A 12,392-nucleotide genomic window follows, 5' to 3' on the forward strand; every position below is an offset into this window, starting at 1 on the left:
GTGAGCGCACACCTCAGTCACTCCAAATGGATGTGAAGGCGTCCCCTGCCGGGTGTGCAAAAAATAATGGCCGGTCTGCCGGCCGGATCCGAAAATCGGACCCAGCCATTGTACGCAGACCGGCCAATCATACGTGGCAGAAGTTAACCTCTGTCACGAGATGTTCACCGAATAGGCGGAAGTCAGTCTTCGAGGTCGACTTCCCGGACCATCTCGGCACCGATGCCGGCCTTGATTGCGTCAAGGACCTGCTGCGGAACCGAACTGTCAATGGTGAGGAGGGCCAGGACCTGGCCGCCCTCGGCCTGGCGCGCAACCTGCATGCCGGCGATGTTGATGTTGTTCATGCCCAGGATGTGCCCGATGGTGCCAATCACGCCGGGACGGTCAGCGTAGGCCACCACCACGAGGTGCTCGCTGATGGGAATTTCCACCTCGTAGCCGTTGACACCCACGAGCTTCTGGATCTGCTTGGGACCCGTCAGCGTTCCGGCCACGGAGATCTGGCTGCCGTCGCTCAGGGCGCCGCGCAGGGTCAGGAGGTTCCGGTAGGACTCGGTGTCCGGCGTGGTGATGAGGCGGACGTTGATGCCGCGCTGCTCGGCAATCACCGGGGCGTTGACATAGGAAACCTGTTCGGTCACGACATCGGCGAAGATGCCCTTGAGCGCGGCCAGTTCCAGCACCTTGACGTCCAGGGAGGAGATCTCACCGGCAACTTCGACGTCGAACTGCGTCAGCGAGGCGTGGGTCAGCGCGGTGAAGATGCGGCCCAGCTTCTCGATCAGCGGGATGCCCGGGCGCACGTCCGGAGCGATGACGCCGCCGGCAACGTTGACTGCGTCGGGTACCAATTCGCCGGCCAGGGCAAGCCGCACGGACTTGGCGACGGAGACGCCTGCCTTTTCCTGGGCTTCATCCGTGGATGCACCAAGGTGCGGGGTGACCACCACGTTGTCCATCTCGAAGAACGGCAGGTCGGTGCTGGGTTCCTTGACGAAGACGTCAACGCCGGCACCGGCGATTTCGCCGTCCTTCAGGGCAGCGTGCAAGGCTTCCTCGTCCACGAGGCCGCCGCGGGCAACGTTGATGACGTAGGCGGTCTTCTTCATCTTCTTGAACGCCTCCGCGCCCAGCATGCCGACCGTTTCGGGCGTCTTGGGCATGTGGATAGTGATGAAGTCCGACTGCGCCAGCAGCTCGTCCAGGGTCACCAGCTGCACACCCAGCTGGGCGGCGCGGGCGGAAGTGATGTAGGGGTCGTACGCCAGGATCTTGGTGTCGAAGCCCTTCAGGCGGGCTGCCACAAGGGCGCCGATCCGGCCGAGGCCGATGATGCCGATCTTCTTCTCGTAAAGTTCAATGCCCGTGTACTTGGAGCGCTTCCATTCGCCGTCCTTGAGCGCGGCACTTGCCTGCGGGATGTGGCGGGCGAGGCTCAGGATGTGGCCCACCGTCAGTTCAGCGGCGGAGACAATGTTCGACGTCGGCGCGTTGACCACCATGACACCGGCCTGGGTTGCCGCTTTGATGTCGACGTTGTCCAGGCCGACGCCGGCGCGGGCAATGACCTTGAGGTTCTTGGCCGCGGCGATGGCTTCGGCGTCCACCTGCGTGGCAGAGCGGACCAGGATGGCGTCAACATCCGCGATGGCAGAGAGCAGCTGGGAACGGTCGGCGCCATCGGTCTGGCGGATTTCAAAGTCCGGGCCGAGGGCCTCGACTGTGGCGGGGGAAAGTTCTTCGGCGAGCAGTACTACGGGTTTTGACACGGCTGATCCTCTGCGTTGCAGTCCGGGGGATAAATCAAGTCTAGGCTGACGGAAAGGCCGGGCTCACATTGTTAAGTGTGAACCCGGCCTCACCGTTGGCTTCTGTAAGGCGCCTGGCAGGCGCCCGGCCGTTGGCCTTGGCTGCAGGCAGCCTTAGCGGGCGGCAGAACCTTCGACGTAGTCCTCGTCCTGCTGCTGCCAGGAGAACAGGGAGCGCAGCTCGCGGCCTACGGCCTCGATCGGGTGCTGCTCAGCCTTGGCACGCAGGGCTTTGAACTCAACGCCTCCGTTGTCCTGGTCCTCGATGAACCGCTTGGCGAAGGCGCCGGACTGGATGTCGGCGAGGACAGCCTTCATGTTGTCCTTCACCTCGGGGGTGATGACGCGCGGACCGGAGACGTAGTCGCCGTACTCGGCGGTGTCGGAAACGCTCCAGCGCTGCTTGGCGATCCCGCCTTCCCACATGAGGTCAACGATGAGCTTGAGCTCGTGAAGGACCTCGAAGTAGGCGATCTGCGGCTGGTAGCCGGCCTCGGTCAGGGTCTCGAAGCCGTACTGGACCAGCTGGGAGACACCGCCGCAGAGAACGGCCTGCTCGCCGAAGAGGTCCGTTTCGGTTTCCTCGGTGAAGGTGGTCTTGATGACACCGGCGCGGGTACCGCCGATGGCCTTGGCGTAGGACTTGGCGAGGTCCCAGGCAGCGCCGGTGGCGTCCTGCTCGACCGCAATGATGTCCGGGATGCCACGGCCGGCTTCGAATTCGCGGCGCACGGTGTGACCGGGAGCCTTCGGAGCGATGAGGATGACGTCAACGCCCTCCGGTGCCTCGATGTAGCCGAAGCGGATGTTGAAGCCGTGCGCAAAGGCCAGGGCCTTGCCCGGGGTCAGCTTGTCCTTGATGGAGTCGTTGTAGATCGAGCGCTGGTGCTGGTCCGGCGCCAGGATCATGATGACGTCGGCCCATTCGGCGGCGTCGGCGACGTTCTTGACCGTGAAGCCGGCATCCTGTGCCTTGGCGATCGAGGACGAGCCCTCCTTGAGGGCGATCGTAACGTCGACGCCGGAGTCGCGCAGGTTCAGGGCGTGGGCGTGGCCCTGCGAGCCATAGCCGACGATGGCTACCTTCCGGCCCTGGATGATGGACAGGTCTGCGTCGTCGTCGTAGAACATTTCAGTCACTTGCGTAACTCCTTTTGAGTGGTTTCTCTGGTGTAAATAATTCGTGGTGCTGCGTTACGCTGTGCCTTTAAGCGCTGCGCAGGGCCCTGTCACTCATGGAGCGGGATCCCCGTCCAACGGCCAGGGTGCCGGACTGCACAATTTCGCGGATGCCGAAGGGCTCGAGCACTGACAGCAGTGCGGCGAGCTTTTCGGGGTGGCCGGTTGCTTCAATGACCACCGAGTCTGTGGAGACGTCAACCACTGAAGCGCGGAACAGGTCTGCAGCCTGGGTCACCTGCAGGCGTGTTGCGGCATCCGCACGTACCTTGACCAGGATGTGGTCTCGCTGTACGGAAGATTCTGAGGTCAGTTCAACAATCTTGATCACGTTGACAAGTTTGTTCAACTGCTTGGTGACCTGTTCGATCAGGTCACCGTCTGCGTCGACGACGACGGTCATCCGGGACATGCCCGGAACTTCCGTCGGGCCGACGGCAAGGGAGTTGATGTTGAAGGCCCGGCGCGCGAAGAGGCTCGCGACGCGGGTCAGCACACCGGGTTTGTCTTCGACCAGAACGGACAGTGTGTGGCGGGTCATGTTCAGTCCTCCTCTTCCCATTCCGGGGTCATGTTGCGGGCAACCTGGATCTGGTCGTTGCTGACTCCGGCGGGCACCATCGGCCACACCATGGAGTCGGGGCTCACGACGAAGTCGATGACCACGGGGCGGTCATTGATCTCCAGGGCCTTCTGGATAGTGGCGTCGATGTCCTCGGCGCGCTCACACCGGAAGGACGCGCAGCCGTAGGCCTCGCCCAGCTTCACGAAGTCCGGGATACGGACCGTTTCGTGCCCGGTGTTCAGGTCGGTGTTCGAGTAGCGGCCCTCGTAGAAGAGGGTCTGCCACTGGCGCACCATGCCCAGCGAGGAGTTGTTGATGACCGCAACCTTGATGGGGATCTTGTTGATGGCGCAGGTGGCCAGTTCCTGGTTGGTCATCTGGAAGCAGCCGTCGCCGTCGATGGCCCAGACCACGCGATCTGGTGCGCCAACCTTGGCGCCCATGGCCGCGGGAACCGCATAGCCCATGGTGCCTGCTCCGCCGGAGTTCAGCCAGGCGTGGGGCCGCTCGTACTTGATGAACTGGGCGGCCCACATCTGGTGCTGGCCAACGCCTGCGACGTAGATGCCTTCGGGACCGGTCAGGGCACCGATGCGTTCGATGACGCGCTGCGGTGCAGTCAAGCCGTCCTCCGGCTCAGTCCAGCCCAGCGGGTAGGTTTCCTTCAGGTTGTTCAGGAACGCCCACCAGTTTTCCAGGTCCGGCTTGCCCGAGGCAGCGAACTGCGTCTTCACGGCGTCGGTGAGTTCCGGAATGATCTCCTTGACGGAACCCACGATCGGAACGTCCGCCGTGCGGTTCTTGGAGATCTCGGCCGGATCGATGTCCGCGTGGATCACCTTGGCGTTCGGTGCGAACGTCTTCAGGACTCCGGTCACCCGGTCGTCAAAACGGGCACCCAGGGTAATGAGCAGGTCCGACTGCTGCAGCGCGGTGACGGCGGACACCGTGCCGTGCATGCCGGGCATGCCGACGTGCTGCGGGTGCGAGTCCGGGAAGACGCCTCGGGCCATCAGGGTGGTGACGACGGGGGCGCCGGTGATTTCAGCGAGTTCCCGCAGCTCCGCGGAAGCATGCGCCTTGACCACGCCGCCGCCGACGTAAAGCACGGGCTTGCTGGCCGCAGCGATCAGTTTCGCTGCTTCGCGAACCTGCTTGTTGTGGCCGCGGGTGACGGGACGGTAGCCCGGCAGGTCGATCTTCGGCGGCCAGGAGAAGGTCATCTGGCCCTGCTGGGCATCCTTGGCAACATCCACCAGCACCGGACCGGGCCGGCCCGTGGACGCAAGGTAGAACGCTTCGGCCATGACATGCGGGATGTCATTGGGGTCCGTCACCAGGAACGAGTGCTTCGTGATCGGCATGGTGATGCCCACGATGTCAGCTTCCTGGAAAGCGTCCGTTCCGATGACTCCGCTGGACACCTGGCCGGTAATGGCTACGAGAGGCACGGAGTCCATGTGCGCATCCATGATGGCGGTAACGAGGTTGGTGGCTCCGGGACCCGAGGTGGCGATACACACGCCCACCCGCCCGGTAACCATGGCGTAGCCTTGCGCGGCGTGGCCGGCTCCCTGTTCGTGACGGACCAGCACGTGATTCATGCGGGAAGCCATCAAGGGGTCGTAGGTGGGCAGGATCGCGCCACCGGGCAAACCAAAAATATCGTCCACGCCGAGTTCTTCGAGCGAGCGGACAATAGCTTGCGAACCGGTCATCACCGTCGGGGGTACGACGTTGTTCGGTCCAAGGACAGGAGAGACAGCAGCAACGTGGTCGACGCCGGCGTCGGCCGTGCGGTCGGCGCGTTCCGGAGCCTTGGGGGCTCCAGCGGACTTTGTAGCCATCAGCGAGGGGCTGATCGGCGATCCTTTGCTCATCGGACTCTTCCTTTGTGGATCTTTATTAGCGGGTAGTTCTCATGACGGGTTCAATATGTGCAACAAATAAAAAAACCCCTCAGCCGTGAGGCTCTTCGAGGGGTTGCGCGTGACGGTTCGTTACCAGTCGGGCTATTGAGCCACGCGCTTGGTAAGGACGACGACTGCCTCTGCAGCGGCGCAGCTAGTAACGAATGCGATCATGCGTTCAGTTTTCCCTCTGGTGGGAAGCGTGTCAACGACGACGATACGCATCTCACCATGTGGACGCCATTGTCCACTGGTTGATCCCCCTGCCGGGATCAGTCAGCCGAAGCGGGTTTGACAGGCTCAACCACCGTCCGGTGGTTGAGCCTGTCGAAACCTGGCTAACCGCAGTATGCGCCGGTGGATGCGCTGTGCACCAGCTTGGCGTACTTGGCGAGCACGCCCTTGGTGAACTTGGCCGGAAGCGGCTCCCAGCCGATCTTGCGGGATTCCAGCTCGGCCTCGTCGACCAGGAGGTCGAACGTGCGGGCGGCGATGTCGACCCGGATCTTGTCGCCGTCCTTGACGAAGGCGATGGGGCCGCCGTCGACCGCTTCAGGGGCAACGTGGCCGATGCAAAGCCCGGTGGTGCCGCCCGAGAACCGGCCGTCCGTCAGGAGGAGGACGTCCTTGCCGAGTCCCGCGCCCTTGATGGCGCCGGTGATGGCGAGCATTTCGCGCATGCCCGGGCCGCCCTTGGGGCCTTCGTAGCGGATGACCACGACGTCGCCGGCCTTGATCTTGCCGTTGTCCAGAGCATCCAGGGCGCCCTGTTCGCGCTCGAAGACGCGGGCGGTGCCCTCGAAGACGTCGGCGTCGAAGCCTGCGCTCTTGACGACGGCGCCTTCCGGCGCCATGGAGCCGTGCAGGATGGTGATGCCGCCGGTCTTGTGGATCGGGTTGTCCAGCGCACGAAGGATCTTGCCGTCGAGGTCCGGCGGGTTGATGGACTCGAGGTTCTCGGCAAGGGTCTTGCCGGTAACGGTGAGGCAGTCGCCGTGCAGCAGTCCGGCGTCGAGCAGTGCCTTCATGATGACCGGTACGCCGCCGATCTTGTCCACGTCCGTCATGACGTAGCGGCCGAAGGGCTTCAGGTCACCGAGGTGCGGGATCTTGTCGCCGATGCGGTTGAAGTCATCGAGGGTGAGCTCAACCTCGGCTTCACGGGCGATGGCCAGCAGGTGCAGCACGGCGTTGGTGGATCCGCCGAAGGCCATGGTCACGGCAATGGCGTTTTCGAACGCCTTTTTGGTCATGATGTCCCGGGCGGTGATGCCCTTGCGCAGGAGGTTCACCACGGCTTCGCCGGACTTGCGGGCAAACTCGTCACGACGGCGGTCTGCCGAGGGCGGTGCAGCGGAGCCGGGCAGGGACATGCCCAGGGCTTCGCCGATGCAGGCCATGGTGTTGGCCGTGTACATGCCGCCGCAGGCGCCCTCGCCAGGGCAGATGGCCTTTTCGATCCGGGTCAGGTCCTCCATGCTCATCTTGCCGGCCGCGCACGCGCCGACGGCTTCGAAGGCGTCGATGAGGGTGACTTCCTTTTCGGAGCCGTCCTCGAGCTTGACCCAGCCGGGCATGATGGAACCGGCGTAGAGGAACACGCTGGCGAGGTCCAGGCGGGCCGCTGCCATCAGCATGCCGGGCAGGGACTTGTCGCAGCCGGCCAGCAGGACCGAGCCGTCGATCCGCTCGGCCTGCATGACGGTTTCCACGGAGTCGGCGATGACTTCGCGGGACACCAGGGAGAAGTGCATGCCCTCGTGGCCCATGGAAATGCCGTCCGAGACGGAGATGGTGCCGAACTGCATGGGGAACCCGCCGCCGGCGTGGACGCCTTCCTTGGCGCCCTGGGCGAGCCGGTTCAGAGAGAGGTTGCAGGGAGTGATTTCGTTCCAGGAACTCGCAACGCCGATCTGGGGCTTCACGAAGTCGTCATCGCCCATGCCGACTGCCCGGAACATACCGCGCGCGGGGGCGGCATGGATCCCGTCGGTGACGACCCGGCTGCGGGGCTTGATGTCAATCTTGTTTTCGGCTGCTGTTTGGGTGTCCTCACTCATGGGTCAAAGTCTATGACTCCGATCGGGACGCCAACGACCTCACGGAGAGCGTTAAGCCGAAAACCGGGAATATTTCGATCAAATAGTGGACTCTCGTCTCACATAATGAGATTCGCCGCTCACGGCCGGTCAAACTGTGTCAGTCGTCACGCACGCCGGCGGCGTCGATGGAGGCGGCTTCGGCCTCGAGCATGGACAGAACCTGCGCAATGGTGGTCCGGGCGGCCACGTCCGGCCGGGCGAGCGCCACAATGCTGCGGCGGGCTGTGACGCCGAGCAGGGGACGCAGGACGAAGCCGCGCTCCTGGTTTCTCAGCGACGTGTATCTCGGCAGCAGGCTCAGCCCGTGGCCGGCGCTGACGAGGGCCTCCAGGACCCGCAGGTCGGGAAAAAGCTGCGCACGCACCGCCGGAGAGCCGGCCTGGACCTCGATCTGGCGCAGCACCGTATCAAACGGAAAGCCGTCGGGGACGCCCATCCACGGAAAGCCCACCACATCACTGGCTGTCAACGAAGGCTTGGCCGCCAGGACGTGGCCGGCCGGTATGGCCACGTCCAGCGGCTCATTGAGCAGCGGAACCACCACCAGCCCCTGCCGGGCAAAAACGTCGGCACCATCGACGCTGTGGGCCAGTACGATGTCGTAGTCGGCGGCCAGGGCGGTGAATCCCGCCACGCCGGGGTCTTCGAAGCACGCCTCGAACCGCAGTCCCTCCACTGCCTTGACTCGGTGCAGGAGGCCGGGGAGGAACATTTCCGCTGCGCTCGGAAAGAATGCCGCCCTAACATGCGTCTGCCAGCCCTGCCGGTAGGTGTCGATGGTGGCTTCAGCGCGCGCCATGGCAGTGGACACCTCCGCCGCGGCCGCTGCCATGGCGCGGCCCGCCTCGGTGAGGCGCACTCCCCTGCCGGACTTTTCAACCAGGACGACGCCCAGTTCGTCCTGGAGGGTCTTCAGTTGCTGGGAGACGGCCGACGGCGTCACCTCCATTGCCTCGGCGGTGGCACCCACCGTGCCCCGGTCCGAGAGTTCACGGAGTATCCGGAGCCGTTTTAGATCCATGAGGTGAGGCTACCGGACGGCACGCGGACTGCCGCCCTGAACCTTTACAGCCGTAATCACACCGACGTAACGTCAAGCAACGGCAACCTTGCCTTGTGGACAGAAGGGCTCTGCTATGGACTGGATTATCTGGGTCATTGTCATCGTGGTCATCGTAGGAGTGGTGTGGTGGCTCCTGAACCGCAACAGTTCAGGAACTGCTACGGGCACATCAACGGCCTCCGACTCCGGCGCGCCCGCTCCACGGGTAGAGGAAACCGGCACCTCCCGCCTTGAATCCACCGGTAACGCAGCCCCCGCCGGAGGCGGAGCAGCAGCGTCGGCTGACGCAGCCGCAACAACCGGAATGCCGGCCGCTGCAGGATTCGGTTCCGCCGGGACGGCCAGGACCGCCGGCGGAGACGTGGACGACTGGGACGAAGACACGGCGGCTGAAAGGGATGTTCCCCCAGCAGGCACCGCCCGCTCCACAGATACCCGCCGGGTTTCAGATACCGGCGGCACAGCCGAACCTGAACGCACGGCCGTGGCCGGAAAGGCAGAGGAAAAGGCAGAGTGGGAAGCACAGTGGTCAGAGGCGGGGAGCACCCCGCACGCGGCGCAGGCACATGCGGCGGAAGCACAAGCCACGCACGCTCCGGCCGAGGGACACGCGGCCGAGGCCCCGGCTCACCACCCTGAGTACACGGAACCGCACGCACGCACCCTGCCCGGCGCTGAATCCGCCGCGGCGGAGGACGTCCAGGAGCCCGCAACAGAGGCGGACCAGCGCCCGGCCACCGCAACGGCGCCCACCACCGCAACGGCGCCCACCACCGCGACGGCGCCCACCACCGCAACGGCGCCGGCCGCAGCAACCGCTCAGGCCAGCGGGAGCAGCGGCGTCGTGACCGGCGGCGGAGCACTTTCCGAAGGGGATGCCGAAACCATGCAGGCTGCCGCCTCCTCGGCTGCTACGGAAGCGGCCGCAAGCCACACCGCAGAGCCCGCCGGTCACCTCGCCGCCGAGCAGCCGTACGGTGAAGGATCCGCAGCACCCGGCCCGGACGGCAGGGGGCCGGAAGGTTACACCGTCAAGGGCGATGCCCAGTCGATGACCTACCACGACGAAACCAGCCCCGCCTTTGAGGAAACGACAGCGGACGTCTGGTTCGAGTCGGAGGCCCACGCTGAGGCAGCCGGTTTCCGGGCTCCGCGGCGTAGCCGGCGCTAGGCACGCAGGCGGGGAGGCCGGCGTCGACATGAGGCGGGAAAGGGCGGGGCACAGACGCACGGCTGCTCTCCCCCTTATGCCTGCCGCCGCCCTGGTGTCAGCGCTGGCACTGGCGCTGTCCGCTTGTACCGGAGGAGGCAGCGCGCCCCCCACAGGCAACGCGGGTTCAGTCACCGGCGGTGACCGGGCGGCCCGGGAACCACAGGTGCTTGAGACCGTCGAAGGACTGCGGCTGCCATGGTCAACCGTGTTCCTGCCCGACGGCACGGCCGTGATCTCCGAACGTGACAGTGGAGAACTCAAATCCGTCAAGGACGGTTCAACCACTGTTCTGGGCAGCATCCCCGGGGTTGTGCCCGGCGGAGAAGGCGGCCTCCTGGGGCTGGCCGTCTCTCCGAACTACGACTCCGACAAGTCCCTGTTCGCGTACTTCACGGCCCAGGCGGACAACAGGATTGCCCGGTTCACACTGTCAGAGCCGGAAACGGGGGGTGCGTTGAGACTCGGCGGGCCTGAGACCATCTTCTCCGGCATCCCGAAGGCCTCAACCCACAACGGCGGGCGTATCCGTTTCGGACCGGACGGGCACCTTTACGTTGGAACCGGCGATTCACAACGCCGCGACCAGCCACAGGATCCGAACGCGCTGGGCGGGAAGATCCTCAGGATCACCGCCGAGGGCAAGCCCGCCCCGGGTAACCCGTTCGGCGACAACCCCGTCTACAGCCTCGGCCACCGGAATGTTCAGGGCCTCGACTGGGATGACGCGGGCAGGCTCTGGTCCAGCGAATTCGGACCGACCGTGGATGACGAGCTGAACTTGATCCAGCCGGGTGGAAACTACGGCTGGCCGGAGGTTACGGGCGCGCCGGGCAGGCAGGGCTTCATTGACGCCAAGGTGGTCTGGCCGTCCACCGCTGAATCTTCCCCCAGCGGCCTCGAGATCGTGGGGACCACGGCATATCTCGGAGCGCTCCGGGGCCAGCGGCTGTGGGCCGTTCCGCTCGATGGTGAAAATGCCGGGAATCCTGTGAGCCATTTCACAACCAGATACGGGCGCATCCGGGACGTTTCCTTGGCCCCGGACGGCACTTTATGGATGCTCACCAACAACCAAAACCCTGATTCTGCGCTGATTTTGGCGCTTCCTCGCTAGTCAGGCAGTCCAGTCAGGCGTCGATTTCACACTGCGCCAAAACTCGTGTAGAGTTTCATGTCGTTGCGGAGATGAACGAGGGAAACAAAAGCCCCCGGGAAGAACCAAAACACCAGCTGCACCTCTAGCTCAACTGGCAGAGCAATTGACTCTTAATCAATGGGTTCCGGGTTCGAGTCCCGGGGGGTGCACCACAGAAACCCCGTCTTCACTGGCTACAGGCCATGAAGGCGGGGTTTCGCTTTACCCGGGCCAGCGCCAAACCACGGCTGTCTTGAGGTTTTCACATTCACTCCCGGTATTCGAAAGCAGCCTCGAGTTCAGCGAAAGCCGGGGCGCAGCCTTAACAGGGCAGGGTTGGAGACGGCGTCCTTCAGTTGACGCTTAGTTGACGCTGTTAGCGTCCACGGCGAGCCCGGGCTCGGCACTGGCCACGATGGCCTTGGTCTCCGGAGACGAGAAGCGGCTGGCCAGGACGGTGACGACGGCCTGGAGTTCCTGGCGAAGGACGTCCGGATCGATTGAAGCAGCCGCCAGCACAGTGCGTTCCATGTCCGCTGCCGCGGCCACGGCCTCAACTCCGCGCTCGGTAAGGGACACCACATGGCTTCGACGGTCAGAGGTGCTGCGTTCGCGGCGGATGTGTCCGTGAACCTCGAGCCGGCTCAGGGTTTTCCCCATGGTCTGGGCCTGAACACGGACCAACTGGGCAAGCTGTGCCTGGGTCATGGGTCCGTTGACGGAGAGGACTTCCATGGCTATCACCCCCGCGTGGGTCAGCCCGATGGCTCCCAGCTTCTCGTTCCAGGAGTGTTCCACGAGACGTGCCGCGGTGGACAAAAGGCGCCCAGTGGGCCAGCGATCCATATCAGGCATACAACTTAGTATAGCCAGCGTGGGATTCGTCCCCGGTTCCCGCGCTTACTAAGCTTGCATGTCCAGAACATTCCTAAGGAGAAAATCTTGGCTGAACGACTCATTCCCGGCACTCCGGCACCGGACTTTACGCTGAAGGATTCCGCAGGGAATGACGTCAGCCTGAAGGACTATCGCGGACGAAACACCATTGTGTATTTCTACCCGGCCGCCTCCACGCCGGGGTGCACCAAGGAAGCCTGCGACTTCCGCGACACGCTCGCCTCCCTTCAGACGCATGGCTACGACGTCCTTGGCGTCTCCCCTGATCCCGCCGGAAAGCTCGTGAAATTCGCGGAGCAGGAAGCTCTGACCTTCCCGCTTCTGTCCGATGAAGACCACGCCGTGGCTGAGGCCTATGGCGCCTGGGGTGAGAAGAAGAACTACGGGCGGACCTACGAAGGCCTCATCCGGTCCACGATCGTGGTGGATCCGGACGGCAATGTCGCCGTGGCGCAGTACAACGTGCGGGCCACCGGACACGTGGCAAAGCTCCGCCGGGACCTCGGGCTGGCCTAGG

At 64.4% G+C, this 12,392-nt stretch carries 10 protein-coding genes and 1 tRNA gene; 4 read left to right on the forward strand and 7 right to left on the reverse strand.

Translation table 11 applies throughout. The features are described from left to right. Positions 1-182 precede the first annotated feature (182 nt). The 6 genes from serA to Q8Z05_RS20860 form a co-directional block, all read right to left on the reverse strand. Positions 183-1,772 (reverse strand): phosphoglycerate dehydrogenase, encoded by a 1,590-nt coding sequence (serA, locus tag Q8Z05_RS20835; RefSeq protein WP_305941413.1) that lies wholly within the window; start codon positions 1,770-1,772, stop codon positions 183-185. A gap of 153 nt (positions 1,773-1,925) precedes the next feature. Next, complete coding sequence (gene ilvC, locus Q8Z05_RS20840; RefSeq protein WP_305941414.1) at positions 1,926-2,951, reverse strand: ketol-acid reductoisomerase; 1,026 nt, start codon at positions 2,949-2,951, stop codon at positions 1,926-1,928. A 67-nt stretch (positions 2,952-3,018) separates the two neighbouring features. Next, complete coding sequence (gene ilvN, locus Q8Z05_RS20845) at positions 3,019-3,531, reverse strand: acetolactate synthase small subunit (RefSeq protein WP_305941415.1); 513 nt, start codon at positions 3,529-3,531, stop codon at positions 3,019-3,021. A 2-nt stretch (positions 3,532-3,533) separates the two neighbouring features. Then, complete coding sequence (locus Q8Z05_RS20850) at positions 3,534-5,435, reverse strand: acetolactate synthase large subunit (RefSeq protein WP_305941416.1); 1,902 nt, start codon at positions 5,433-5,435, stop codon at positions 3,534-3,536. 368 nt (positions 5,436-5,803) lie between these two features. Then, complete coding sequence (gene ilvD, locus Q8Z05_RS20855; protein ID WP_305941417.1) at positions 5,804-7,525, reverse strand: dihydroxy-acid dehydratase; 1,722 nt, start codon at positions 7,523-7,525, stop codon at positions 5,804-5,806. A gap of 139 nt (positions 7,526-7,664) precedes the next feature. After that, positions 7,665-8,588, reverse strand: coding sequence for a LysR family transcriptional regulator (locus tag Q8Z05_RS20860; protein WP_305941418.1), 924 nt, complete (start codon positions 8,586-8,588; stop codon positions 7,665-7,667). A gap of 115 nt (positions 8,589-8,703) precedes the next feature. On the opposite strand from Q8Z05_RS20860, the gene Q8Z05_RS20865 reads away from it, so the two are divergent. The 3 genes from Q8Z05_RS20865 (at position 8,704) to Q8Z05_RS20875 (ending at position 11,151) form a co-directional block, all read left to right on the forward strand. Further along, a complete protein-coding gene (locus Q8Z05_RS20865; protein WP_305941419.1) occupies positions 8,704-9,801 on the forward strand; it encodes a sunset domain-containing protein in 1,098 nt (365 codons plus the stop codon). Positions 9,802-9,877: 76 nt separating this feature from the next. Further along, complete coding sequence (locus tag Q8Z05_RS20870; RefSeq protein ID WP_305941420.1) at positions 9,878-10,957, forward strand: PQQ-dependent sugar dehydrogenase; 1,080 nt, start codon at positions 9,878-9,880, stop codon at positions 10,955-10,957. A gap of 118 nt (positions 10,958-11,075) precedes the next feature. After that, positions 11,076-11,151, forward strand: a tRNA-Lys gene (locus tag Q8Z05_RS20875). A gap of 190 nt (positions 11,152-11,341) precedes the next feature. On the opposite strand, the gene Q8Z05_RS20880 is transcribed toward Q8Z05_RS20875, so the two are convergent. Further along, a complete protein-coding gene (locus tag Q8Z05_RS20880) occupies positions 11,342-11,824 on the reverse strand; it encodes a MarR family winged helix-turn-helix transcriptional regulator (protein ID WP_305943652.1) in 483 nt (160 codons plus the stop codon). A gap of 96 nt (positions 11,825-11,920) precedes the next feature. Between Q8Z05_RS20880 and bcp the strand changes: the two genes are divergently transcribed. Continuing rightward, on the forward strand, positions 11,921-12,391 hold the full coding sequence (bcp, locus tag Q8Z05_RS20885; RefSeq protein WP_305941421.1) for a thioredoxin-dependent thiol peroxidase: 471 nt from the start codon (positions 11,921-11,923) through the stop codon (positions 12,389-12,391). Position 12,392 lies beyond the last annotated feature (1 nt).

It is taken from the genome of Arthrobacter oryzae (assembly GCF_030718995.1).
Lineage (GTDB): Bacteria > Actinomycetota > Actinomycetes > Actinomycetales > Micrococcaceae > Arthrobacter > Arthrobacter oryzae_C.

Excerpts from the sequence above, each read along its gene's own strand:
- ilvN (WP_305941415.1), bottom strand. The coding sequence starts at position 3,531 with ATGACCCGCCACACACTGTCCGTTCTGGTCGAAGACAAACCCGGTGTG.
- Q8Z05_RS20850 (WP_305941416.1), bottom strand. The coding sequence starts at position 5,435 with ATGAGCAAAGGATCGCCGATCAGCCCCTCGCTGATGGCTACAAAGTCC.
- ilvD (WP_305941417.1), bottom strand. The coding sequence starts at position 7,525 with ATGAGTGAGGACACCCAAACAGCAGCCGAAAACAAGATTGACATCAAG.
- Q8Z05_RS20860 (WP_305941418.1), bottom strand. The coding sequence starts at position 8,588 with ATGGATCTAAAACGGCTCCGGATACTCCGTGAACTCTCGGACCGGGGC.
- Q8Z05_RS20865 (WP_305941419.1), top strand. The coding sequence starts at position 8,704 with ATGGACTGGATTATCTGGGTCATTGTCATCGTGGTCATCGTAGGAGTG.
- Q8Z05_RS20870 (WP_305941420.1), top strand. The coding sequence starts at position 9,878 with ATGCCTGCCGCCGCCCTGGTGTCAGCGCTGGCACTGGCGCTGTCCGCT.
- Q8Z05_RS20880 (WP_305943652.1), bottom strand. The coding sequence starts at position 11,824 with ATGGATCGCTGGCCCACTGGGCGCCTTTTGTCCACCGCGGCACGTCTC.